The organism is Burkholderia sp. MSMB1459WGS, assembly GCF_001534535.1.
In the GTDB taxonomy this organism is placed as follows: domain Bacteria; phylum Pseudomonadota; class Gammaproteobacteria; order Burkholderiales; family Burkholderiaceae; genus Burkholderia.
The window spans coordinates 132,416-155,411 of the sequence record NZ_LPMU01000080.1 but is presented as its reverse complement, the minus strand read 5'-3'; the positions used below and the strand labels follow the sequence as shown (position 1 = coordinate 155,411).

Annotated in this window: 21 protein-coding genes and 1 pseudogene; 16 read left to right on the top strand and 6 right to left on the bottom strand. The window is 70.4% G+C overall.

Translation table 11 applies throughout. The annotated features are described in order from the left end of the window. A pseudogene (locus WT97_RS31135) lies at window positions 1-222 on the top strand (2-aminoadipate aminotransferase); the annotation flags it as partial. Window positions 223-245: 23 nt separating this feature from the next. On the opposite strand, the gene WT97_RS35245 reads toward WT97_RS31135, so the two are convergent. Then, complete coding sequence (locus WT97_RS35245) at window positions 246-485, bottom strand: hypothetical protein (protein WP_060355043.1); 240 nt, start codon at window positions 483-485, stop codon at window positions 246-248. Between the two features lie 131 nt (window positions 486-616). On the opposite strand from WT97_RS35245, the gene WT97_RS31125 reads away from it, so the two are divergent. Next, complete coding sequence (locus WT97_RS31125) at window positions 617-2,146, top strand: FAD-dependent oxidoreductase (protein WP_060355042.1); 1,530 nt, start codon at window positions 617-619, stop codon at window positions 2,144-2,146. A 102-nt stretch (window positions 2,147-2,248) separates the two neighbouring features. On the opposite strand, the gene WT97_RS31120 is transcribed toward WT97_RS31125, so the two are convergent. After that, window positions 2,249-2,467 (bottom strand): DUF6566 family protein, encoded by a 219-nt coding sequence (locus WT97_RS31120; protein WP_059502900.1) that lies wholly within the window; start codon window positions 2,465-2,467, stop codon window positions 2,249-2,251. Window positions 2,468-2,811: 344 nt separating this feature from the next. On the opposite strand from WT97_RS31120, the gene WT97_RS31115 reads away from it, so the two are divergent. Together WT97_RS31115 and WT97_RS31110 are read left to right on the top strand one after the other, a co-directional pair. Next, window positions 2,812-4,017, top strand: a complete 1,206-nt coding sequence (locus tag WT97_RS31115) for a zinc-dependent alcohol dehydrogenase (protein WP_060031244.1) — start codon at window positions 2,812-2,814, stop codon at window positions 4,015-4,017. A gap of 29 nt (window positions 4,018-4,046) precedes the next feature. After that, the gene (locus tag WT97_RS31110) at window positions 4,047-4,370 is read left to right on the top strand and encodes a four-helix bundle copper-binding protein (protein WP_034209281.1); all 324 of its coding nucleotides are present in this window, start codon (window positions 4,047-4,049) and stop codon (window positions 4,368-4,370) included. Between the two features lie 10 nt (window positions 4,371-4,380). Here the strand turns inward: WT97_RS31110 and WT97_RS31105 are convergent, their stop codons facing one another. Next, on the bottom strand, window positions 4,381-5,970 hold the full coding sequence (locus WT97_RS31105; protein ID WP_060355041.1) for an ATP-binding protein: 1,590 nt from the start codon (window positions 5,968-5,970) through the stop codon (window positions 4,381-4,383). A 278-nt stretch (window positions 5,971-6,248) separates the two neighbouring features. On the opposite strand from WT97_RS31105, the gene WT97_RS31100 reads away from it, so the two are divergent. From WT97_RS31100 to WT97_RS31050, 11 genes are all read left to right on the top strand, one after another. Beyond that, window positions 6,249-6,611: a hypothetical protein gene (locus WT97_RS31100; protein WP_059503034.1), complete on the top strand. Its 363-nt coding sequence runs from the start codon at window positions 6,249-6,251 to the stop codon at window positions 6,609-6,611. Between the two features lie 184 nt (window positions 6,612-6,795). Continuing rightward, a complete protein-coding gene (locus tag WT97_RS31095) occupies window positions 6,796-7,671 on the top strand; it encodes a BON domain-containing protein (protein ID WP_060355040.1) in 876 nt (291 codons plus the stop codon). A gap of 46 nt (window positions 7,672-7,717) precedes the next feature. Continuing rightward, window positions 7,718-10,504 carry an ABC transporter transmembrane domain-containing protein gene (locus tag WT97_RS31090; RefSeq protein ID WP_060355039.1) on the top strand — a complete coding sequence of 929 codons (2,787 nt, stop codon included), beginning with the start codon at window positions 7,718-7,720 and terminating at the stop codon, window positions 10,502-10,504. After that, a complete protein-coding gene (locus WT97_RS31085) occupies window positions 10,446-10,973 on the top strand; it encodes a hypothetical protein (RefSeq protein WP_034185503.1) in 528 nt (175 codons plus the stop codon). Before WT97_RS31090 ends, WT97_RS31085 begins: the two co-directional genes overlap by 59 nt. 199 nt (window positions 10,974-11,172) lie before the next feature. Next, window positions 11,173-11,922 carry an SDR family oxidoreductase gene (locus tag WT97_RS31080; RefSeq protein ID WP_059503032.1) on the top strand — a complete coding sequence of 250 codons (750 nt, stop codon included), beginning with the start codon at window positions 11,173-11,175 and terminating at the stop codon, window positions 11,920-11,922. Further along, window positions 11,913-12,524, top strand: a complete 612-nt coding sequence (locus WT97_RS31075) for an HAD-IIIA family hydrolase (RefSeq protein WP_059502890.1) — start codon at window positions 11,913-11,915, stop codon at window positions 12,522-12,524. Before WT97_RS31080 ends, WT97_RS31075 begins: the two co-directional genes overlap by 10 nt. Next, window positions 12,521-13,723 (top strand): glycosyltransferase family 9 protein, encoded by a 1,203-nt coding sequence (locus tag WT97_RS31070; RefSeq protein WP_060355038.1) that lies wholly within the window; start codon window positions 12,521-12,523, stop codon window positions 13,721-13,723. The genes WT97_RS31075 and WT97_RS31070 overlap by 4 nt, the downstream gene beginning before the upstream one ends. Before the next feature lie 3 nt (window positions 13,724-13,726). Next, window positions 13,727-15,472 carry a carbamoyltransferase C-terminal domain-containing protein gene (locus WT97_RS31065; RefSeq protein WP_060355037.1) on the top strand — a complete coding sequence of 582 codons (1,746 nt, stop codon included), beginning with the start codon at window positions 13,727-13,729 and terminating at the stop codon, window positions 15,470-15,472. Further along, on the top strand, window positions 15,469-16,470 hold the full coding sequence (locus WT97_RS31060) for a glycosyltransferase family 2 protein (RefSeq protein WP_060355036.1): 1,002 nt from the start codon (window positions 15,469-15,471) through the stop codon (window positions 16,468-16,470). Before WT97_RS31065 ends, WT97_RS31060 begins: the two co-directional genes overlap by 4 nt. Further along, a complete protein-coding gene (locus WT97_RS31055) occupies window positions 16,467-17,555 on the top strand; it encodes a glycosyltransferase family 9 protein (RefSeq protein ID WP_059502882.1) in 1,089 nt (362 codons plus the stop codon). The genes WT97_RS31060 and WT97_RS31055 overlap by 4 nt, the downstream gene beginning before the upstream one ends. After that, on the top strand, window positions 17,545-18,495 hold the full coding sequence (locus WT97_RS31050; protein ID WP_059502880.1) for a glycosyltransferase family 4 protein: 951 nt from the start codon (window positions 17,545-17,547) through the stop codon (window positions 18,493-18,495). The genes WT97_RS31055 and WT97_RS31050 overlap by 11 nt, the downstream gene beginning before the upstream one ends. Before the next feature lie 24 nt (window positions 18,496-18,519). On the opposite strand, the gene WT97_RS31045 is transcribed toward WT97_RS31050, so the two are convergent. After that, window positions 18,520-19,557: a sigma-54-dependent Fis family transcriptional regulator gene (locus WT97_RS31045; protein WP_060355035.1), complete on the bottom strand. Its 1,038-nt coding sequence runs from the start codon at window positions 19,555-19,557 to the stop codon at window positions 18,520-18,522. Window positions 19,558-19,901: 344 nt separating this feature from the next. On the opposite strand from WT97_RS31045, the gene WT97_RS31040 reads away from it, so the two are divergent. Then, window positions 19,902-21,269, top strand: coding sequence for a sigma-54 dependent transcriptional regulator (locus WT97_RS31040; RefSeq protein WP_059502877.1), 1,368 nt, complete (start codon window positions 19,902-19,904; stop codon window positions 21,267-21,269). A gap of 29 nt (window positions 21,270-21,298) precedes the next feature. Here the strand turns inward: WT97_RS31040 and WT97_RS31035 are convergent, their stop codons facing one another. Both WT97_RS31035 and WT97_RS31030 read right to left on the bottom strand, forming a co-directional pair. Beyond that, a complete protein-coding gene (locus WT97_RS31035) occupies window positions 21,299-22,222 on the bottom strand; it encodes a glycosyltransferase family 2 protein (protein ID WP_060355034.1) in 924 nt (307 codons plus the stop codon). Continuing rightward, entirely contained in the window at window positions 22,201-22,896 is a 696-nt protein-coding gene (locus WT97_RS31030) for a PIG-L family deacetylase (RefSeq protein WP_060355055.1), read from the bottom strand. The genes WT97_RS31035 and WT97_RS31030 overlap by 22 nt, the downstream gene beginning before the upstream one ends. Between the last annotated feature and the right edge of the window lie 100 nt (window positions 22,897-22,996).

Genomic DNA, 22,996 nt, shown 5'->3' with positions numbered 1-22,996 from the left:
GGCTGTTACGTGCTGTGGGTCGAGTTGCCCGCGCAGGTCGACGCGATGCGGTTGTATCAGCTCGCGCTGGAGCAGGGGATCACGATCGGGCCGGGCTACATGTTCTCGATCACCGACAACTACCGGAACTTCATCCGCCTGAATTACAGCAGCCCATGGTCGCCGGATATCGAGCGTGCGGTCATCGTCGTCGGCAAGCTCGCCGCAGCCTGCGTCGGCTGAGCGCACCATCGCGCGGCGCGTCGTCATGTCAGCCGGTACGACTGCGCGCCAGTGCATGCAAGCGTGCCGCCGTCGACGATCAGGCATTCGTTGCGGAACGGCTTGCCGTCGAACCGGCATTGCAGGATCTCCAGCGTGCCGCCCGCATCGCGCCTGCGCGGACAACGCGCCCCTTTGACGGGGGAAGGCGGCACGCGGCTTGCGCGCGTCGCGCGGCGGCCCTTCGCGGAGCGGCCGCCGTGTTGCGCCGCAACGTCGATCATGGGCTACGCCGGTCATGGATCGCGTACACGCTGCAGTCGGCGTTTGCGTGCGCTGCGGGGCGTCTGTACCTGTTCTTTTCAGGACGGACGTCGATAATGGGATCGTTACCTGACTTTCCGGGAGCCACGTCATGACTGGAAGCGATGCTGCGTCCTCACCCGATCTCACGCAAGGGATCGCCCTCGACGATCTCGCCGACGGCGCGATGATCGAGGGCCATGTCGGCGACGCGGCGGTGCTGCTCGTGCGCCGCGCTGACGAACTGTTCGCGATGGGCGCGCAATGCCCGCACTACGGCGGCCCGCTGGCCCAGGGCCTACTGATCGGCGATACGATTCGCTGTCCGTGGCATCACGCGGCGTTCTGCCTGCGTACCGGCGAGATGGAGCGCGCGCCGGCGCTCGACGGGCTGACGTGCTGGCGCGTCGAGCGGCGCGATGGCCGCGCCGTCGTACTCGATGCGAGGCCCGCCGCCGTGCCGTCTGCGCCGAAGACAGCCGGGCTGCCAGCGTCGGTCGTGATCGTCGGCGGCGGCGCCGCTGCGATCGCGGCCGCCGTGACGCTGCGGCAGGAAGGCTATCCGCATTCGATCACGCTGCTGAGCGCCGATGCCGATCCGCCGTACGACCGGCCGAACCTGTCGAAGGATTACCTCGCGGGCACGGCTCAGGCCGACTGGCTGCCGCTGCGTGCGCCGTCGTTCTATGCCGAGCAGCGGATCGACGTGCGCTGCAACACGCGGGTCGTGCGCATCGATCCCGCGCAGCGGGCGGTCGAGCTGGCCGACGGCAGCCGTGTCGAATACGGTGCGCTGCTGCTCGCCACCGGCGCCGAGCCGAACCGGCTGAACGTGCCCGGCGCCGATCTGCCGCACGTCTGCCTGCTGCGCTCGCGCGCCGATTGCGATGCGCTGATCGGCAAGCTGAAAACGGCGCGCCGTTGCGTGGTGGTCGGCGCGAGCTTCATCGGGCTCGAAGCGGCCGCCGCGTTGCGCACGCGCGGGCTCGACGTGCACGTCGTCGCGCCCGATGCGCATCCGATGGGCCGCGTGCTCGGCGATGCGCTCGGCGACACGATCAAGGCGCTGCACGAAGCGCACGGCGTGGTGTTCCATCTCGGCGCGACACCCGCGCGGATCGGGCCGGACAGCGTGATGCTGTCGAGCGGCGACGTGCTGCCGGCCGACGTCGTGGTGGTCGGCATCGGCGTGCAGCCGAACGTCGGGCTCGCGCAGGACGCGGGGCTCGCCGTCGAACGCGGCGTGACGGTCGACCGCTTCCTTCGGACGAGCGCGCCCGACATCTACGCGGCCGGCGACATCGCGCGCTGGCCCGATCCGCTCACGGGCGAGCGGATTCGCGTCGAGCACTGGGTCGTCGCCGAGCGGCAGGGCAGCGTCGCGGCGCGCAACATGCTCGGCCAGCAGCGGCCGTTCGACGCCGCGCCGTTTTTCTGGAGTCAGCAGTACGACCTGACGATTCGCTATGTCGGCCATGCGGAGCAATGGGATCGCGTCGAAATCGACGGCAACCTCGGCGCGCACGATTGCACGATCGGGTACTGGCGTGGCAACACGCGGCTCGCGGTCGTGACGATCGGTCGCGATCTCGACAGCCTGAAGGCCGAAGCCGCCCTCGAGCGGCAGATGTCCGCCGCGTGACGGCCGAACCGCCGATGGAGGCGAGAGAGGCCCCGACGTCCGTGCACGTTTCAGAACCGCGTTCGCGCCGCGCATCGCGACGCGCGGATGTTCCGGGCGTCGTTACCGGTCGCGCGTCCTGATCATCACGCGCCCCTGGTCGATGCCGCCGCGCAGCGCTTCGTCGCACGTGAGCCATTCGGGTGTGACGAGTTCGGGTGCGGGCAGATCGACCGGCGCGCCGTCGCGGAAGATCCGCACCTGCGCGACCCACGCGCCGTTCGCGTTGCGCGTCGCGTCGACGCGAATTTCGTGATCCATGAAAATGTCGGTGGCTTGCATCGGTCGGGGCCCTCCGTCGTGCGCGAATGCGGTGCGTCGATCGTATCAGCAACGCGCGACGTGTTGTCCTGTTCCGATATCGACGCGCCGCGCGCCGCTGGGCGGCGACGCGACCGACACGACACCGCCGATCGGCGCCGCACCGACGCTCGTCGAAGCGATCTCGAACGCGCATGACGGCAGCGGCCCGGCGACGGACCAACGCGTCGGCACGACCCCTCCTCGAAAACGAAGCGCTTCCTGTCCGTGCATCGCGCCGCACGTGCGCAGCACAGGAGCATGCCTTGCTCGATCGGCTCGACGGTCACATTCACCGTTTCCGCTTTCGACAAGGAGGGCCAGACATGAAAGCAGTCGTATTTCACGGCATCGGCGACATTCGCATCGACACGGTGCCCGATCCGGAAGTCTCCGAGGCGACCGACGCGGTCGTGCGCCTGACCGCCAGCGCGATCTGCGGCACCGATCTGCACATGGTGCGCGGCACGCTCGGCGGCATGAAGCCGGGCACGATTCTCGGCCACGAAGGCGTCGGCATCGTCGAGGCGGTCGGGCGCGACGTGCGCAACCTGCGGCGCGGCGATCGCGTGCTGATTCCGTCGACGATCGCGTGCGGCAGTTGCGCATACTGCCGCGCGGGCTACACCGCGCAATGCGACGCCGCGAACCCGGGCGGGCCGCGGGCAGGCACGGCGTTCTTCGGCGGCCCGGCCGATACGGGCCCGTTCGACGGGCTGCAGGCCGAATACGCGCGCACGCCGCTTGCGCACGCAAGCTTGATCCGGCTGCCCGATGCGATCGACGACGATCGCGCGATCCTGATGTCGGACATTTTCCCGACCGGCTATTTCGGCGCGCAGCTCGCGGAAGTGAAACCCGGCGATACGGTGGCCGTGTTCGGCGCGGGGCCGGTCGGCCAGTTCGCGATCGCGAGCGCGAAGCTGATGGGCGCCGGGCGCGTGATCGCGATCGACCGCATCGCGTCGCGGCTCGAGATGGCGTGCGCGCAGGGCGCCGAGATCGTCGATTTTTCCGAGGACGATCCGGTCGATACGGTGCTGCGGCTGACGGGCGGGATCGGCGTCGATCGCGTGATCGACGCGGTGGGCGTCGACGCGATGCGCGCGACGCACGGGCCGGCGGCGGCCGATCGCGAGGCTGCGCGCGCGTTCGATGAGGAAGTCGACGCGATCGCGCCGCACCGCAAGCCGGACGGTCGCAACTGGGTGCCGGGCGACGGGCCGTCGCAGGTGCTGCAATGGGCGGTGCGCGCGGTCGCGAAGGCCGGCACGGTCGCGGTGATCGGCGTGTATCCGCCGGCGGCCCGCGTGTTTCCGGTCGGCGAGGCGATGAACCGCAACCTGACGATCAAGATGGGCAACTGCAATCACCGGACGGTGACGCCGCCGCTCGTCGAGCTCGTGCGCAGCGGTGCGTTCGATCCGCTGTCGGTGCTCACGCGCTGCGAGCCGCTGACGAACGCGATCGACGCGTACCGCGCGTTCGACGTGCGCGAGCCGGGCTGGATGAAGGTGAAGCTGACGCCGTGACGACACGAACCTCAACCGGGAGCACTGCAATGACGGATCGATACGACAACTGCATGGCCGCGTGCGACGCCTGCGCGCACGCGTGCGACACCTGTGCGGCCGCCTGCCTCGCGGAGCGCGACGTGCATGCGCTGGCCGGCTGCATCGCGCTCGACATCGAATGCGCACAGCTGTGCCGCTTCGCGTCGGGTGCGATGGCGCGCCGCAGCGCGTTCGCCCCGCGCATTTGCGGGCTGTGCGCGCACGCGTGCGACCTGTGTGCGGCCGAGTGTTCGCGGCATGCGCACGAACATTGCCGCCGCTGTGCGCTGGCGTGCGAGGCCTGCGCGGCGATGTGCCGCGCGATGGCCTGAGCACGGGCGCTTACGGCGTGTCCTGAACTTCGCGCGCGACGCGCTGGAGCAACGCATCGAGCACGGCCATCTCGACGGGCTTCACGAGATGATCGTCGAAACCCGCCAGTTCCGTGCGCGCGAGATCCGACGCGCGTGCATGGCCGGACAGCGCGACACAGGTCGTGTCGCGCAGCGCGTCGATCGTGCGTAGTTCCTCCAGCAGCGCGAAGCCGTCGACGTCCGGCATCGTCAGGTCGAGCAGCATCAACTGCGGCGCATAGTCGCGCGCGAGCGCCAGCGCGTCGGCCGCGTTGTACGCGACGCGCGGTGCATGGCCTTTCAGTTGCAGCAGCACCGCGAGCGTGTCGGCCGAGTCGCGGTTGTCGTCGACGATGACGATGCGCAGCGGCACGGCGGCAGGCTGTGGGGGCGCGGCAGGCGCGTGCGGCTCGGCGCGCTCGTTGCGCGTCGTTTGCACGATCGGCAGCCAGATCGTGAACGTCGCGCCGTGGCCGGGCCCGTCGCTTTTCGCGACGATCCGCCCGCCGTGCAGTTCGACGAAGGACCGGCAGATCGCGAGACCGAGCCCGAACCCGCCGGACGGGGAGTGGCCCGACGCACCTTCCTGCTGGAACAGGTCGAAGATCGTTTCGAGCGCGCCGGGCGCGATGCCCACGCCGTGATCGACGACGTCGATCGCCACCGACGATCCGTCGATACGCGCGCCGACGTCGATCCGGCCGCCGTGCGGCGAGAATTTCGATGCGTTGTCGAGCAGGTTGTGCAGCACCTGGACGAGCCGTGCGTCGTCGCCGTGCAGCACCACGGAATCGTCGGGCAGGTCGACACGGATCCACTGCCCGCGCGCGGCCAGTTTCGGCTGGATGCTCTCGACGCCGCGGCACACGATGTCGCGCACGGTGACGGGGCGATCGTCGAGCTCGACCTTGCCGGCCGTGATGCGCCCGACGTCGAGCAGATCGTCGACGAGCCGTGTCAGTTGCCCGACCTGACGGTGCACGGCGTCGCGGCACTGCGTGAGCGCGGGCGCCGGATCGGGCAGGCTCTGCAGCACGCCGACCGAATTGCGCAGCGGCGCGAGATGATTGCGCAGCTCGTGCGCGAGCATCGCGATGAATACGCTGAGCCGGTGTGTCGACGCTTCGAGTGCCTCGAGCCGCTTGCGCTCGGTCATGTCGCGCGTGATCTTGATGAAGCCGCACAGCTGGTGCGTCGCGTCGTGCACCGGCGTGATCGTCACGCTTGCCCAGAACTGCGTGCCGTCCTTGCGCACGCGCCACCCTTCGTCCGCGAAGTGGCCGTGCGCGGCGGCCAGCGCGAGCCCGTGCGCCGGCCGGCCGGCCGCGATCGCGTCGGACGGATAGAACAGCGAGAAGTGGCGGCCGACGATCTCGGCGGCGCGGTAGCCCTTGATGCGCTGCGCGCCGGCGTTCCAGGTCGCGACGTTGCCGTGCGGGTCGAGCATGAACACCGCGTAGTCGGTGATCGACTCCACCACGGTCTGGAACCGGAATTCGGCGAAGCGATGCAGCAGGTCCCGCGCGTCGTGCGAGCCAGGCGGCAGAGGCGGGTGAAGATCGGCGTCGTCGTTCGTCATCAGGGGCGGCAGGTCCAAAATGCGGGCGGCCGAATACCGTCCGCCCGCCGCCGGATACGCCGGGGGCGGCTACGCGAACCGGATTGGCACGTCCGAAAGAATAAAGGAACTCGATTCGGGTGATCAATGGGTGCGCATCGGCCGTGCCGTCCACCGCACCGCGAGCCGGATTCGCGCCGGCGCGCCCGACGGCGGCCGGCGCGGCATGCCGATTGCACGACCGTTCGGTCCCCCTGCCGTGCGGCGGCACGGCAGGCAAGCCAGGCAAGGAGATCGACATGAACAGCACGCTGAATCCCGACAACGAACCGGCCGGCCCGGACGACGACAACGCCAGCCGCGGCCGCGACGGGCGCGCGCTCGGCCCGAGCGATTCCTCCGACAGCGGCAGCGACACGGCGGGCGCGCGGCGCCATCCGTTCGACGTCGATTCGCCGCTCGACGATCACGCGCTCGAACGCGGCGACGCGTCGCTCGACAGCGATACCGACCGCGCGGGTACCGGCGAGCGCGCGTCGGCGGACGGCGACTCGACGCTCGAGGAAGGCGCCGACATCGAGCCGGACCGCACCGAGCGGCTGAGCGAGCCCGGTCGCACGGACGAACCGGGCGACGGGGGCGAGGCCGGCGGCGCGCCGTGATGCCCGGCACGCAAAAACTGCAATCGCGTTGCAGATTGGGGCGCCTGGCGGCTTCCCGGCGCTGCGGCGCACAACCGTCGCGGCCCGGCAACGGCGCCGGCACGCGATTTGCATTGACCCGACCGACGCGCGTCGCGATCCGGCATGGGGCCGCGCGGCGCAGGCGCGATCAAGGAGAGACACGATGCAACGACGATATCCCGGACGGCACGGCGAGCGTGGCGGCCCGCCCGACTGGCAGGAGCGCAACGAACGCGCGTACCGGGGCGCCGGCGAGCGCGGCATCCCGGACGACCCGGCACTGTGGCCGGAAGAAGACGATGAATCGGCTTACCGCCGCTTCGCGAGCGAGGACGTGGGCCCGGAAGACTGGGGCAGCGAATGGACTGAGCGCGCCGCGCGCCCGGCCGACCAGCGGCGCGGCGGCACCGACCCGGACTGGCCGGGCGGCGCGCGCCAGCCGGCGCGGGACCCCGAGCGCGGCTACGGCGGGCCGGCCCGCCGCGCGGAGGGCCGCGAAGGCCGGTACGGCGGCGAGCGCCCGGAATTCCGCGGCCAGCACCGGATGGGCTGGTACGGCGGCGAGCGCGACGTCGGTAATCCCCGCGGCGATCCCCGTGGCGACCCGCGCTACGGCGGTCGCGCCCCCGACCTGTCGCGGTTCGGCAGCGAAGCCGAACGCGACGCGCTGCGCCATCGCCGCGGGCCGAAAGGCTATACGCGCTCGGACGAGCGCATTCGCGAGGACGTGTGCGAGCGGCTCGCGCATGCGCTCGAGATCGACGTGAGCGACGTCACCGTGCAGGTGAAGGAAGGGCGAGTCGAGCTGGACGGCACGGTGCCGGCACGCTGGATGAGGCACGACATCGAGGATCTGGCCGATGGCTGCATGGGCGTGCGCGACGTCGAGAATCGCGTGCGCGTGCGCCGCGACGGCGAACACGATACGGGCATGGTGCTGCATCCCGATCAGCGGACCGTCACGCCGACCCAGCCTGTCGCGCGCGACCCCGAGCCCGGCACCGTCGTGCCCGGCCGCGAGCGCGAATCGCGCCATTGACGCCCGTGCGTGAAACGGCCAGACCCCGACCGCGGGCAACGCGTGCATGACGACCGGAATCGACGACACGCCAATCAGGCGCCGTGATGCCCCTGCAGCCCGCGAGCGCCGCGACGCGCGCGGCTTGCGGCTGCGGATCGCGGCCGAACTCTGGCGCGCGATCTGGCATTACCGCGCGCGCGTGCTCGCGGCGATCGCGCTGCTGGTGCTCGCGAAAGCGGCGGCCGTCTCGGTGCCGCTGCTGCTCAAGGACATCGTCGACGGTTTCGGCCGCGTGGCCGGCCAGCCGCTGGCGTGGCCGGTGCTGCTGCTGTTCGCGTACGCGGTCGTGCGCTTCGCGTCGAACGCGCTGAACGAAGTGCGCGACATGACCTTCGTGCAGGTCACGCAGCATACGGTCGCGTCGTTTACCGTGCGCACGTTCGGTCACCTGCACCGGCTGGGCGCGCGTTTTCATGCGCAGCGCGAGACCGGCGCCGTCGTGCGCGACCTCGAGAAAGGCACCGCCGGCATCGGTTATCTGCTCGGCGTCGCCGTGTTCACGATCGTGCCGACGGCCATCGAGATCGGCTCGGTGCTCGTGATCGTGATCGGCAAGTACGGCGGCGGCTTTACCGCGATCATTCTCGTCACGTTCGCCGTCTACGCGGCGTATACGGTGGTGTTCACGCGCCGCCGCATGCGTTTCCAGCGGCGAGTGAACGCGCTCGAGGCCGAGTCGAATTCGCGGGTGGTCGACAGCCTGCTGAACGTCGATACGGTCAAGTACTTCGCCCGCGAGGACGTCGAGCGCGACCGGCTCGATCGCGTGCTCGACGCGTGGCGCGAAGCCGGCGTCGACAACCAGTACGCGCTGTCGACGCTGCATATCGGGCAGAGCGCGTGCATCGGCGCGGGGATCGCGGCCGTGATGCTGCTCGCCGGGCAGCAGGTCGCGCGCGGCGCGATGACGATCGGCGATCTCGTGCTGATCAACGCATACATCATCCAGATCAGCCTGCCGCTGAACGCGCTCGGCTTCGTGTTTCGCGAGGCGAACGATGCGATGACGAACATCGAGCGGCTGTTCGGGCTGCTCGATGCGCGCGGCAAGCCCGGCGAGGACGGCGATGCGCCCGGTGCGCAGCCGCTCGTCGTGCGCGGCGGCGCGATCGAGTTCGAGCATGTCGACTTCGGCTACGAGCCGAGCCGGCAGATTCTGTTCGACGTGTCGTTCCGCATCGAGGCCGGGCAGACGATCGCCGTGGTCGGCGGCAGCGGCTCGGGCAAGTCGACGCTCGCGCGACTGCTGTTCCGGCTGTATCAGCCCGACGCGGGCACGATCCGGATCGACGGCCAGGACTTGCGGCTCGTCACCGAGCGCAGCCTGCGCGACGCGCTCGGCATCGTCCCGCAGGACACCATCCTGTTCAACGACACGCTCGCGTACAACATCGCATACGGCAAGCGCGATGCGACCCGCGGCGAAGTGATCGCGGCCGCGCGCGGCGCGCAGCTCGACGCGTTCATTGAGCGGCTGCCCGACGCATACGACACGCGCGTCGGCGAGCGCGGCGTGCGGCTGTCGGGCGGCGAGCGGCAACGTGTCGCGATCGCGCGCGCGTTGCTGAAGGCGCCGCCGATCGTCGTGTTCGACGAGGCGACGTCGGCGCTCGACACGCGCTCGGAGCGAGCGATCCAGCAGGAGTTGATGCGCGTCGCGCAGCATCGCACGAGCCTCATCATCGCGCACCGGCTGTCGACGATCGTCGATGCCGATCGCATCCTCGTGATGGAGCACGGCCGGCTCGTCGAGCACGGCACCCACGACGAGCTGCTCGAAAGCGGCGGCGTGTATGCGCAGATGTGGTCGCTGCAGGCGAAGCAGCGCGAACTGGAACGCACGGAGGCGAAGTTCGCGCGGCAGCCGGTGCGGATCAACCCGATGGTGTCGCAGGTGCTCGATTCGCTGGCGGAGGCGGCCGCGCAGCGCGGCGTGCCGGTGTTCCGCCACGTGTCCGACGAGGATCTCGTCGTCAAGGCCGATCCGGCCGCGCTGCGGCGCTTCGTGTGGGAACTGTGCCGCGGCGCGATCGACGCGAGCAGCGGCGGGCAGCTCGAAGTGCGCACGGCGCGCCACGATCCGGAAGCGCGGATCACGATCGCGTGCGCGGGCGTCGACGCCACCGAGCTGTCGCTGATCGATCTCGAACGATTGCAGGACGCGATCGAGGAGGCCGGCGGCTACGTCGTGCGCGAACGCGACGACATTGGCGTGACGCTGCACCTGTCGCTGCCGATGTGCGCGGTGGCGCCGGCGTCGATGCAGCCGAACGGTGCCGTGCCGAACGCGGGCGCCGGCGCGACGGCCAAGCCGCTCGACGGCCTGCGCATCGCGTGCGTGGACGACCACGACGAGGCGCGCGACGCGCTCACCGCGCTGCTGGAGGTGGCCGGCGCCGACGTGCGCGCGTATGCGTCGGGCCAGGCATTGCTGGACGACCTGTGGCGCGCGCGCCGGGCCGACTGGCCGGCGCTGCTCGTTTGCGACATCGATCTCGGCGACGACGAGGAGGACGGCTACACGGTGATGTCGCGCGTGCGTCAGCTCGACGCCGCGCGCGATCGCGACGGCCGCGCGCCGCTCGAGGCGCTGGCATTGTCCGGCCATGCACGCGATCGCGATCGCACGCGCGCGGTCGAAGCCGGTTTCCATGCGTACCTGACCAAGCCCGCGGTAGCGGCCGACCTGATCGCGGCGTTGCGCGCGCTCGCGTTTTCCTCCGGAGAAATCCATGCCGAACCTTCTGAATCCGACGACACCCGAAGCCCTGAACGCGCGTCGCGGCGGTAGTGCGTTCGCCGACCGCCAGGCGGCGGTGGCGGCCGTCGAGCTGCTGTTGCCGAGCCTGGCCGCCGCGCTGCAGAGCGACTTCGTCGGCGACAGCGGCTGCCTGCACATCGTGATCATGGACCCGGCGCTTGGGCCGCACGACGCGGCGTTCGAGGACGCGATTCTGTATGAATTTTCGCTGCCCGACCCGAAGGACTGGGACGCCGACTATCGCGCGTATGCGCGGGCCAAGGCGCGGCTGTCGTGGGAAACGGGCCGCGACGGCCATGTCGTGCAGGCGCTCGAGCCGTACCGGCTGCGCGCGGGCGACACGAACCTGTGGGGCGGCGTCGCGCTCGGCGGCATCGTGGTCGGCGTGTCGGGCGCGCAGCCGTGGTTCGACGAGGCGTTCGCGGGTTGCATCGCGCACTGCCTGCGCGCGCTCGCGAAGCACCGTGCGCAGGCGACGCCCGACGGGCTCGCGATCTGAGGGGGCCGCCCAGGCGCGGCCGCCCGGGACCCGTTTTTACAGCCGGTTATAAAAAAGCCAGCGAGCGCGCGGCACGGCCCGATGCGGTGCGGGCGCGCGCGGGCCGGCACGGTTTTCGCTGTATCTCCTCCACGGACGGTTGTCGCGACAAGCGTCGCCGTCAGCCGGATTGCTTTTCCGACATCGACAGGAGGTGCAGGTGAACGCGACTCACGATCCAGCCAGACCGCCGCTCGCCGGCCGGACCGCCCTCGTGACCGGGGGCGGCCGCGGTCTCGGTGAAGCCATTTGCGAAGAGCTTGCGCGCCATGGCGCGCACGTGGTGGTCGCCGATCTCGACGGCGATCGCGCGGCGGCCGTCGCGCAGCGGCTCGAACGGCACGGCGGGCAGGCGGTGGGCCGGCCGCTCGACGTGCGCGACGAAGCGTCGGTGCTGCAGGTCGTGCACGATGCGCGCGAGTCGCTCGGCGAGCTCGACGTGATCGTCAACAACGCGGCGATCGACGTGACCGCGCCGATCGACGACGTGAGCGTCGACGCGTGGCAGCAGGTGCTGATGACGAACCTGTTCGGCCCGTACCTGATGTGTCACGCGGCCGTGCCGATGATGAAGGCGCGCGGCGACGGGCATATCGTCAACATCGCGTCGACCGCGTCGAAGCGGGCGTGGCCGAACGCGTCCGCGTATCACGCGACGAAGTGGGGGCTGCTCGGCCTGTCGCACGCGCTGCATGCCGAACTGCGGCCGAGCGGGGTGCGCGTGTCGGCGATCGTCGCGGGCGGGATGCGCACGCCGTTCCTGCTCGACCGTTTTCCGGACATCGACGAGGACACGCTGCAGCCGCCGGAGCACGTCGCGGCCGCCGTGCGTTTCGTGCTGACCCAGCCGCCGGGCACGGTCGTGCCGGAACTGATGGTGCTGCCGATGAAGGAGACGTCATGGCCCTGAAGCGCGAACGGCGGCTGCCCGGCGCGGTGCTGCTCGACAAGGACGGCACGCTGCTCGACGACGTGCCGTACAACGTCGATCCCGCCCGGATGCGCCTCGCGCCGGGCGCGGCGCGCGCGCTGCGCACGCTCGGCGCGACCGGCATGCCGCTGGCGGTCGTGTCGAACCAGTCGGGCGTCGCGCTCGGCCGCTTTACCGAAAACGAGCTTGGCGCGGTCCGCCAGCGTCTCGCCGAACTGTTCGAAGCGAACGGTGCGACGCTGGCGGATTTTTTTTACTGCCCCCATCACCCGCGGGGCAGCGTGCCGCGCTACACCTGTGACTGCATCTGCCGCAAGCCCCGCCCCGGCATGCTGCGGCGCGCGCTGGCGGCGCTCGGCGCCGTGCCCGAATGGAGCTGGATGATCGGCGACATCCTCGACGACGTCGAGGCCGGCCGCGCCGCACGCTGCGGCACGATCCTGGTCGACTGCGGTCACGAGACGGAGTGGCGCGTCAACGCCGCGCGCACGCCGCTCCACGTCGTCGACCGCGTCGACCTGGCCGCCGACATCGTCGTGCGCGAAGCCGTGCGCCGGCACGGCTCGGGAGTGCGGCGATGAACATGGCCTGGAGCCGCGCCCGCCGCATCCTGTGCGTGCGGCTCGACAGCATGGGCGACGTGCTGATGACGACGCCCGCCCTGCGCGCGCTGAAGGAAAGCGGCGCCGACCGCCGGCTGACGCTGCTGACGTCGCGCACGGGCGCCGCGCTCGCCAGGCATCTGCCGATGGTCGACGACGTGTGGAGCTACGATGCGCCGTGGGTCAAGCATCCCGACGTGCGCGGCGATCCGGTGGCCGATCTCGACATGATCGACCGGCTGCTGGCGGGCCGCTTCGACGCGGCCGTGATCTTCACCGTCTACAGCCAGAATCCGTTGCCCGCCGCGATGATGTGCTGGCTCGCCGGCATTCCGCTGCGGCTCGCGCATTGCCGCGAGAACCCGTATGAACTGCTGACCGACCGCGTGCCGGAGACCGAGCCGGAATCGCACGTGCGCCACGAGGTCGCGCGTCAGCTCGCGCTGGTGCGCACCGTCGGCGCGACGACGTCGGACTGGCGGATGGCGTTCGACCCGGGCGACGCGGCGCGGCGCGCGGTGCACGCGCGCTTGCAGGCCGCGTTGCAACGCATCGGCGGCGCACGCGGGCCGGATGCGCGGCGCGCGCGCTGGCTGGTCGTCCATCCGGGCGCGAGCGCGGCGTCGCGGCGCTGGCCGGCCGAGCGTTTCGGCGAAGCCGCCGCCGCGGTCGCGCCGCTGTTCGACGGCATCGCGGTGACGGGCAGCGCGGGCGAACGCGAGCTGATCGACGCGGTGTGCGAACGCGCCGGGCCGCGCGCGGTGCCGCTCGCCGGCGTGCTGCCGCTCGGCGAACTCGGCGCGCTGATCGAGACGGCCGACCTGCTGCTGTCGAACAACAGCGGCCCCGTGCATCTCGCGGCCGCGCTCGGCACGCCGGTGGTCGACCTGTACGCGCTGACCAATCCGCAGCACACGCCGTGGCGTGTGCCGCACCGTGTGCTGAACGTCGACGTGCCGTGCCGTAACTGCTACCGCAGCGTGTGCAACCAGCCCGGCCATCCGTGCCTGCGCGGCGTGAGCGTCGACGACGTGGTCGCCGCCGTGCACGCGCTGCTGCACGGCCGCGCGCGCCATGCGCAACGCGCGGCCGCGCGGGCCGCCGCGCCCGGCAGCGAGCCGGCCGCGGCGCACGCATCGAACGTGCTTCCGTTCGCGCACGTCATCACGAGGAACTGACGCATGCCTGACCCGATCCATACGCTCGGCATCAACGCCGCTTTTCACGACAGCGCCGCGTGCATCGTGCGCGACGGCGTCGTGATCGCGGCGGCCGAGGACGAACGCTTCACGCACGTGAAGCACGCGAAGCGCCCGGTGCCGTTCTCGACCTGGGAGCTGCCCTTCCACGCGATCGACTATTGCCTCGCGGAAGCCGGCATCACGCTCGCGGACGTGGACCACGTCGCGTATTCGTACGACCCGTGGCTCGAACTCGACCGCGACGGCACGGAGCCGGCGCTGACCCTGCCGCTGTCGCCGTCCGCGCATGCGCCGCGCGACGACGGCGCGTCGCCGTGGCATCCGCTGTTCCTGTCGTCGATCGTCAACGCGCCGCGCCAGCTCGCGGGCGGCGCGCCGCATCATCTGCAGCGGCGCTTTCGCGGCGTCACGCACGACGGGCCGTTCCGCTGGCATTTCATCGAGCACCATCTCGCGCATGAGGCGAGCGCGTTTCTCGCGGCGCCGTTCGAACGCTGCGCGGTGATGACGATGGACGGGCGCGGCGAGCGCGCGACGACGAGCTACGGCGTGTTCGACGGCCGCTCGTACCGGCGGGTCGGGCAGGTCAACCTGCCGCATTCGCTCGGGCTGCTGTACGAGCGCGTGACCCGCTATCTCGGCTTCCTGCACTCGTCCGACGAATACAAGGTGATGGCGCTCGCGTCGTACGGCAAGCCGGTGTTCGCCGACGAGATGCGCAAGCTGGTGCGGTATCGCGGCGAAGGGCGCTATGACGTGATCGACGGGGATCTGGCCGCGCAATTCGGCGCGCCGCGCGAACGCGGCGGCCCGATCGAGCCGCATCACTGCGACATCGCGCACGCGTTGCAACTGGTGCTCGAGGAGACGACGCTGCAGGCGGTCGACTGGCTGGCCGCCGAAACCGGCGAGCGGCAGCTCGCGATGGCGGGCGGCGTCGCGCTGAACTGCGTGATGAACGCGAAGATTCGCGATCGCGGCCCGTTCGACGACGTGTGGGTGCAGCCGGCTGCCGGCGACGCGGGCACGGCGCTCGGCGCCGCGCTGTGGGCCGACTTTCGGATGCGCGGCGAGCGCGGCGACTGGCGGATGGATCATGCGTATCTCGGGCCGGCCTACGACGACGACGCGATCGAGGCGTTCCTGAAGGAGGCGCAACTGCCGTACCGGCGGCTCGCCGACGTCGCCGCGCAGACGGCTGCGCTGCTCGCGGCGAACCGCGTGATCGGCTGGTTCCAGGGGCGCATGGAATTCGGCCCGCGCGCGCTCGGCGCACGGTCGATCCTCGCGTCGCCGATCGACCCGGACATGCAGCGCAAGCTGAACCGGATCAAGGATCGCGAGGATTTCCGGCCGGTCGCGCCGGTCGTGCTCGAAGACCGTGCGCATCACTGGTTCAGCGGCGGCCGGCGTACGCCGCTGCGCGCGCCGTTCATGCTGTTCGTGTACGACGTCGTGCCCGAGCGCGCCGAGAGAATTCCGGCGGTGCGCCACATCGACGGCACCGCGCGCGTGCAGACCGTCGACGAAACGCAGCACCCGCTGCTGCATGCGTTGCTGACCGAGTTCGACGCGCTCACCGGCGTGCCGGTGCTCGTCAACACGTCGTTCAACACGCGCGGCGAACCGATCGTGTGCTCGCCGCGCGACGCGATCGAATGCTTCTGGACGTCGCCGCTCGATGCGCTCGTGATCGGGCCGTTCCTGCTGGAGAAACCCAGATGAACGCGCGCGACACGCATCTGCCGCCGGTCGTGTCGGTCGTCGTGCCCACCTACCGGCGGCCCGACCTGCTCGCACGCTGCCTCGACGCGCTGTGCGTGCAGGTGTTCGATCCGACCACCTACGAGATCGTCGTCGTGGACGACGATCCGGCCGGCAGTGCGCGCGCCGTCGTCGATGCGTGCCGCACACGCGTAACCGACGTGCCGGCGATCCGCTATATGACCGCACCCGACACGCAGGGCCCGGCCGGCGCGCGCAACGTCGGCTGGCGCAGCGCGTGCGGCGCGCTGATCGCGTTCACCGACGACGACACGATTCCCGATCCGACCTGGCTGCGCCACGGCGCGGCCGCGCTGCTGGCCGAACCGTCTGCGGCGGCCGCGGCCGGCCGGATCGACGTGCCGCTGCGGCCGTGCCCGACCGACTACGAGCGCGATGCGGCGGGGCTCGCGCATGCGGAATTCGCGACCGCGAACTGCTTCGTGCGGCGCGCGGCACTCGAACGCGTCGGCGGCTTCGACGAGCGCTTCACGCGCGCGTGGCGCGAGGACGCCGACCTGATGTTCGCGCTGCGCGAGCATGCGGGGCCGATCGTCGAGGCCGACGCCGCGCGCATCGTGCATCCGGTGCGTCCCGCGCGCTGGGGATCGAGCATCGGCGCGCAGTCGAAGGTGTATTTCGATGCGCTGCTGTACAAGAAGCATCGCACGACTTACCGGCGTCATATCCGGCCGATGCCGCCGTGGCATTACTACGCGGCCGTGCTCGCCGCGCTCGGCGCGCTCGGCTGCCTCGCGGCCGGCTGGCCGGCGCCGGCCATCGCGTGCGCAGTGGTGTGGGCCGCGATTACCGCTGGGTTCTGCGCGAAACGGTTGCGCGGCACGCAGCTCACGCCGTCGCATGTGGCCGAAATGATCGTCACGTCCATCGCGATTCCGCCCGTGTCGCTGTACTGGCGCATGCGCGGCGCGCTTCACTTCCGGGTGCTCTTCCTATGAAGCTCGATCCCAGCGTCGATTCCGACGGCCCGCGCGGCCCCAAGCGGATCGCGGTGTTCCGCGCGCTGCAGCTCGGCGACATGCTGTGCGCGGTGCCCGCGCTGCGTGCGCTGCGGCGCGGCGAACCGGATGCGCGCATCACGTTGATCGGCCTGCCGTGGGCGCGCGAGTTCGCGTCGCGCTTTTCGGACTACATCGACGGTTTCATCGCCTTCCCCGGCGCGGCGGGGCTCGCCGAACAGCCCGAACCCGACGCGGCCACGCGCGAGGCGTTCATCGCCGAATGCCGCTCGCGCGACTTCGACCTCGCGATCCAGCTGCACGGCAGCGGCGCGCACACGAATGCGATCGTCGCGTCGCTCGGCGCGACGCGCACGGCCGGCTTCGTGCCGGCCGACGGCGGCACGGCCGCGCTCGACTGCACGCTCGTGTGGCGCGACGACGAACCGGAAGTGGCGCGCTATCTGGCGCTCACGCGCAAGCTCGGTTACGCGGACTGGGGCGACTACCTCGAATTCCCGCTCGGCGGGCTCGACTACGCGCTGTGGCACGTGCTCTGCGACGAACACGCGCTCGATCCCGGCCGCTACGTGATCGTCCATCCCGGCGCGCGGATGCCATCGCGGCGCTGGCCGGTCGAGCGCTTCGCGCTCGCTGCGCGGCAGCTCGCCGACGACGGCTGGCAGATCGTGCTGACCGGCACGCGCGCGGAACTGGCGCTGGCGAGCGCGTTCGCCGAGCATCTCGGGCGGCCGTGCGTGAACCTGTGCGGCCGCACGCCGCTCGGCGCGCTGGCCGCGCTGATCGCCCGCGCGCGGCTGCTGCTGTGCAACGACACGGGCGTGTCGCACGTCGCGGCGGCGCTCGGCACGCCGAGCATCGTCGTCGCATGCGGCAGCGATACGGCCCGCTGGGCGCCGCTCGACGCCGAACGCCATCGCGTGCTCGCGAACTACCCGGCGTGCCGGCCGTGCATGTTCGATACGTGTCCGTACGGGCACGAATGCGCGACGGCGATCGGCGTCGGCGAAGTGATCGATCGGGCGGGCGAGCTGCTCGCCGAGGAGAGACGTCATGTCACGTAAGCGGTTGCGCGTGCTGACCTGGCACGTGCATGGCAACTACCTGTATTACCTGTCGCAGGCGCCGCACGATTTCTACATCGTGACGAAGCCGCAGCATCCGCCCGGCTATGCGGGCCGCGTCGGGCACCTGCCGTGGGGCGACAACGTGCACGAAGTGCCGGCCGAGTGCGTGCGCGACACCGCATTCGACTGCGTGCTGTACCAGCACGTGAATCATTACCGGAACGACCGCCTGCGGCTGCTGAGCGAAGCGCAGCGCGCGCTGCCGACGCTGTTCGTCGAGCACGATCCGCCGCGCGAGCATCCGACCGACACGCTGCATCCGGTGCAGGACCCGAACGTGTTGCTGGTGCACGTGACGCCGTTCAACGCGCTGATGTGGGACAACGGCGTGACGCCGACGCGCGTGATCGAGCACGGCGTGCTGCTGCCGGAAGGTGTCGAGTATCACGGCACGCTGCCGAAGGGCGTGGCCGTGGTGAACAACCTCGCGCGCCGCGGCCGGCGCCTCGGCGCGGACCTGTTCGAGGTAGTGCGGCACAGCGTGCCGATCGATCTGGTCGGGATGGGCTCGACCGAACTCGGCGGGATCGGCGAAGTGCCGAACCCGGCGCTGCCGCAATTCCTGTCGCACTACCGGTTCTTCTTCAATCCGATCCGCTACACGAGCCTCGGGCTCGCGGTGATCGAGGCGATGATGATCGGGCTGCCGATCGTCGCGCTCGCGACGACCGAGATGGCGCAACTCGTGAAGACCGGCAGCAACGGCGTGGCCGATACGCGGCCGGCCGTGCTGATCGACGCGATGCGGATGCTGATTCGCGATCAGGAACTGGCGCGCGAGTGGGGCGCGGCGGCCAGGCGCGACGCCTGCGAGCGATTCGGCATCGAGCGCTTCGCGCGCGACTGGGACGCCGCACTGCGCGACGTGACGGCATGACGAAGGCGGCGTCACCCGCCGTCTTCATTGCGTCGTCGCGGGCGGCGAAGCGGGCGGACTACCGCCGTTCGCGGCGTTCGGCGCCGCCGGCGCGCTGCCGCTGGCCGCATTGCGTTCGTTTTCGGGCAGCAGCGCGAGGCGGTTGTACAGCGTTTTCAGGCTGATGCCGAGTGCTTTCGCGGTGCGCGGCTTGTCGCCGTTGAAATGGCGCAGCGACGCGACGATGAAGCGCTGCTGCGTATGCGCGAGCGTCGTGCCGATATGCAGCGTCATCGCGTTGTGGCGTACTTCTTCGCGCGGCGGCTGGCGGCGCGGCAACTGCAGTTCGATCTGCTCGTCGGCGAGGATGAACGCGCGCTCCAGCGCGTTGCGCAGTTCGCGCACGTTGCCGGGCCACGTGTACGCGCGCAGCGCCTTCATCGCCTGCGTCGACAGGCGCTTCCTCGTGCGGTGCCGCGCGTTCAGCCGTTCGACGATCTGCAGCGCGATGTCGCCGACGTCGTCCTCGCGCTGCCTGAGCGCGGGCACGTGCAGCGCGACCGGCGCGATCCGGTAGAACAGGTCTTCGCGCAGCCGGCCGCTGCGCAGTGCCTCGACCGGATCGTGGTGGGTGGCCGCGACGATCCGCACGTCGAGCGGAATCGGCTCGTGGCCGCCCACGCGCACGATCGTGTTGGTTTCGAGCGTGCGCAGCAGCTTGACCTGCAACTCGGCGGGCATCTCGGCGATCTCGTCGAGAAACAGCGTGCCGCCGCGCGCGGCCTCGAACATGCCCACATGTTGCGCGACGGCGCCCGTGAAGCTGCCTTTTTCGTGACCGAACAAGTGCGACTCCGCGATGTCCTTCGGAATCGCGCCGCAGTTGACGGGCACGAACGGCCCGCGCCGGCGCGGGCTCATGTCGTGAATGAGCCGGGCGACGATATCCTTGCCCGCCCCGCTTTCGCCGACCACCAGCACACTCACGCGGGTGGCGGCGACGCGCGACACTTTCAGCAGCAAATCCTGAATTGTTCGCGAACGCCCGAACAGTCGCGTGCCGTCATCGTCGGATTTCGACATGGAGTATGACCGAGTTGGGAAGTTTTGACCGAAGGTGTCGTGATCAGGTAAAAAACGACGTGGCACACGTCGTCTTTCACGTATGCAGGATACCTTTTATACCGATTCGTCGACATTGAATCTGGCAATGCGGCTGGCGCCGGCAGATAGATTTATTCGATGAACGGCGAATGCACGACACCGTTCTTCTATACTGCTAAGCACTCGTTTTCAGTGCAGGACCGCCTGTCTGCCCGATCGTGTGCAGCGTTGAAGATGCGTCGTGTGCCCGCTGACGTGCATGACGCTGCACGTGTCGCGGTGCCGGCCCACCTATGCGCCGGGCCGTATCAAAAGGAGCCTCGATGCCTTACGTCCTGATCGTCGAAGACGACGCCGATACGCGAACGATGCTGGCCACGCTCGCACGCACGCAGCAGCTTTCGTGCGATACGGCCGCGACGCTTGAAGAAGCGCGCACGCTCGTCTCGACGCATACCCCCGATCTCGTGCTGTGCGACCTCGTGCTGCCCGACGGCAACGGGATGGATCTGTTCGACGCATTGCCCAAGCGCGGGCATTGCGAAATGGTGTTGACCACCGGCCACGCGAGCCTCGAAACCGCGATCGACGCGTTGCGGCGCGGCGCGACCGACTATCTGGTGAAGCCGCTCAACATGCAGCGGCTGAACAGCATCTTCGCGCGCGTGCCGCGCACGACCGCGCTGCACGAGGAAATCGCGGAGCTGCGCTCGGAGTTGCAGCGGCTCGGCCGATTCGGCCGCATGCTCGGCAGCTCGCCGGCGATGCAGGCCGTCTACGATGCGATCGGCCGGGTCGCGCGCACCGAAGCGTCCGTGCTGCTCACCGGCGAATCGGGCACCGGCAAGGAGCTCGCCGCACAGACCGTGCACGACCTCAGCCTGCGCCGCCGTGGCCCGTTCCTCGCGGTGAACTGCGGCGCGATCGCCGCGAATCTCGTCGAGAGCGAGATGTTCGGCCACGATCGCGGCAGCTTCACCGGCGCGGAACGCCAGCACAAGGGCTTTTTCGAACGTGCGGACGGCGGCACGCTGTTTCTCGACGAAATCACCGAGATGCCGGTCGAATCGCAGGTCAAGCTGCTGCGCGTGCTGGAGACCGGGCGCGTCACGCGGCTCGGCTCGACGCGCGAGATCGACGTCGACGTGCGCATCGTAGCCGCGACGAACCGCGACCCGGAGGCGGCGATGGCGGAAGGCAAGCTGCGGCCGGACCTGTTCCACCGGATCAACGTGTTTCCGATTCCGCTGCCGTCGCTGCGCGAACGCGGCGACGACATCCCGATGCTCGCCGACGCGTTCCTGCAGCGCTACAACGAGGAGAGCGGCCGCAACCTGCGCTTCGCGCCCGCTGCCCGCGAAGCGCTGAAGAGCTACGAATGGCCCGGCAACGTGCGCGAGTTGCGCAACTTCGTGCAGCGCGCGAGTATCTTCACCGATGCCGACGTGATCGAGACGCTGCCTCCGCCGATCATGGACGAGCTGTCCAGCATGGTCGATTCGCATGAAGATCGCGTGACGGTGCCGTTCGGCACGCCGCTCGAGGAGGTCGACCGCAAGCTGATCCTCGGCACGATCGCGCAATGCGGCGGCGTGAAGGCGCAGGCGGCCGAGGTGCTCGACGTCAGCCTGAAGACGATCTACAACCGGCTCGCGCAACTGGAAGACGAAACGGAAAAACCGGATTCCTGATGTGGCCCCGATCGCGCTCATGTTCCCGCTCATCGTCCCGTTTCGGCTCCGCGGGGCGCGTCGCGCTCGAGCCGGCGGCGCATGCGTTCGACGTGCGGCGGAATGGCGCGGCGTTCGCGCAGGGTCCACGGCAGGCCAGCGAACGTGCGCACGATCGCCCGTTCGCGGCGCAGCAGCGGCAGCATGCGCACCGTGTGCAGCCACGCGGCCGCGGCCGGCCATCTGAGCCACGCCGTCCATACCGCGTTGCGGGCGGCGGTGCGCGCGCGTGTGGGCCGGTCGCGCTGCGCCGACGGGTAGTGATGGACCGTCAGGTGGGGCGCATACACGAGCCAGTGGCCGGCGCGAGACAGATCGAGCGCGAGCAGCGCTTCCTCGCCGCCGAGAAAGTAGCGCGGATGGTAGCCGCCCGCGCGCACGAACGCGTCGCGCCGGAACGCGGTCGCGCCGGCCAGCAGCCCGAGGATCGGGCGGCCCGGCAGCGCGACGGGCGCGTCCAGCGGGCTGTCGGCCATCAGCCGGCAGGTCGGGTCCTCGCGCCGGTCGGGGCCGACGAGCACGCGCGCGGTGACGGCCGCGACGTGCGGATACGCGTCGAGCAGGTTCGCGGCTTCGGCGATCGAACCGGGCGCCCACCACGTGTCGTCGTCGCAGAACGCGACATGGCGCGTGCGCGCCACGGCGACCCCGAGATTGCGGCCGGCCGCGCCGAGGTTGCCCGGCGCATGCACGAGCGCGACGTGCGCGAAGCGCTCGCGGATCAGCGCGGCCGTCTCGGCGTCCGCCGCGTTGTCGACGACGACGATCGCCGGCCGGTCGGGCAGCGCGGAAAGATGTTCGAGCGTGCGCGCGAGTTCGGCGGCGCGCCGGCAGGTCAGCACGATGGCGGTCATGCGCGGCTCGCCCGGCGGCAGCGCGACGCGCGCGGGCGTTACGCGGACGTGACGTCGCATTCGAGCCGCCAGGTCATTTCGGGTTCGTGGAGAGCGGCGCGCATATGAGGTTCGAACAGCGTTACCTGGCTTGCATATGCGTCGATGGCGGCGGCTTTCGCGGTGGCGCCCGCCGTATCGCCGCCGGCGGGCGGCGCGACCGGATGCGCGATCCAGCCGCGCTCGCGCCAGCCGATCACGCGCCTTGCCATCAGTCCATCGATGCGGCGATACGGCACGTCCTCGTAGAAGCGCCAGATGCGCGACGGATTGTCTTCGCGCAGCAGCGACAGCATGGCCTCCTGCACCTGCAGGTGATCGCGGTGGAACAGGCCGGCCGGCGCGAGCACGCCGAAGCCCGGGTGCGCGTCGATCGTCGCGGCCACGTGTGCCGCGATCGCGGTCGACGTGGCCGGGATGCCGTACTGGTCGTCGAGGAAGTCGAGCCACACGGGGCGTGCGTCGAGCCGCGCGAGCGCGCGGCGGTCTTCGTCGCGGCGCGCGCGCACTGCTTCGTCGGCGTCGTGAAACCCTGCGCGTCGATCCCACGGCGGCGCGGGCATGCCGCGCGGCGGGATTCCCGCGAATACGGTGACGACGATCGAGCCGGGCGCCTGCGCGAGCAGTTGTCCGCAACTGAAGACGGCATCGTCGAGATGCGGCGAGACGACGAGCCAGCGTGTCGGGTCGGGCATGGCGTGAGGATCTCCATCGTGAGCGGCCGGGCCGCCGGTGCCGATCGGCCAGCATGCGCCGTGCCCGCCGGCGGCGCGCACGGCGCCCGCTGCCGACTGT

What these genes read in the sequence shown, in the direction of transcription:
- WT97_RS35245 (WP_060355043.1), bottom strand. Translation starts at nt 485, where the DNA reads ATGATCGACGTTGCGGCGCAACACGGCGGCCGCTCCGCGAAGGGCCGC.
- WT97_RS31125 (WP_060355042.1), top strand. Translation starts at nt 617, where the DNA reads ATGACTGGAAGCGATGCTGCGTCCTCACCCGATCTCACGCAAGGGATC.
- WT97_RS31120 (WP_059502900.1), bottom strand. Translation starts at nt 2,467, where the DNA reads ATGCAAGCCACCGACATTTTCATGGATCACGAAATTCGCGTCGACGCG.
- WT97_RS31115 (WP_060031244.1), top strand. Translation starts at nt 2,812, where the DNA reads ATGAAAGCAGTCGTATTTCACGGCATCGGCGACATTCGCATCGACACG.
- WT97_RS31110 (WP_034209281.1), top strand. Translation starts at nt 4,047, where the DNA reads ATGACGGATCGATACGACAACTGCATGGCCGCGTGCGACGCCTGCGCG.
- WT97_RS31105 (WP_060355041.1), bottom strand. Translation starts at nt 5,970, where the DNA reads ATGACGAACGACGACGCCGATCTTCACCCGCCTCTGCCGCCTGGCTCG.
- WT97_RS31100 (WP_059503034.1), top strand. Translation starts at nt 6,249, where the DNA reads ATGAACAGCACGCTGAATCCCGACAACGAACCGGCCGGCCCGGACGAC.
- WT97_RS31095 (WP_060355040.1), top strand. Translation starts at nt 6,796, where the DNA reads ATGCAACGACGATATCCCGGACGGCACGGCGAGCGTGGCGGCCCGCCC.
- WT97_RS31090 (WP_060355039.1), top strand. Translation starts at nt 7,718, where the DNA reads ATGACGACCGGAATCGACGACACGCCAATCAGGCGCCGTGATGCCCCT.
- WT97_RS31085 (WP_034185503.1), top strand. Translation starts at nt 10,446, where the DNA reads ATGCCGAACCTTCTGAATCCGACGACACCCGAAGCCCTGAACGCGCGT.
- WT97_RS31075 (WP_059502890.1), top strand. Translation starts at nt 11,913, where the DNA reads ATGGCCCTGAAGCGCGAACGGCGGCTGCCCGGCGCGGTGCTGCTCGAC.
- WT97_RS31070 (WP_060355038.1), top strand. Translation starts at nt 12,521, where the DNA reads ATGAACATGGCCTGGAGCCGCGCCCGCCGCATCCTGTGCGTGCGGCTC.
- WT97_RS31065 (WP_060355037.1), top strand. Translation starts at nt 13,727, where the DNA reads ATGCCTGACCCGATCCATACGCTCGGCATCAACGCCGCTTTTCACGAC.
- WT97_RS31060 (WP_060355036.1), top strand. Translation starts at nt 15,469, where the DNA reads ATGAACGCGCGCGACACGCATCTGCCGCCGGTCGTGTCGGTCGTCGTG.
- WT97_RS31055 (WP_059502882.1), top strand. Translation starts at nt 16,467, where the DNA reads ATGAAGCTCGATCCCAGCGTCGATTCCGACGGCCCGCGCGGCCCCAAG.
- WT97_RS31050 (WP_059502880.1), top strand. Translation starts at nt 17,545, where the DNA reads ATGTCACGTAAGCGGTTGCGCGTGCTGACCTGGCACGTGCATGGCAAC.
- WT97_RS31045 (WP_060355035.1), bottom strand. Translation starts at nt 19,557, where the DNA reads ATGTCGAAATCCGACGATGACGGCACGCGACTGTTCGGGCGTTCGCGA.
- WT97_RS31040 (WP_059502877.1), top strand. Translation starts at nt 19,902, where the DNA reads ATGCCTTACGTCCTGATCGTCGAAGACGACGCCGATACGCGAACGATG.
- WT97_RS31035 (WP_060355034.1), bottom strand. Translation starts at nt 22,222, where the DNA reads ATGCGACGTCACGTCCGCGTAACGCCCGCGCGCGTCGCGCTGCCGCCG.
- WT97_RS31030 (WP_060355055.1), bottom strand. Translation starts at nt 22,896, where the DNA reads ATGCCCGACCCGACACGCTGGCTCGTCGTCTCGCCGCATCTCGACGAT.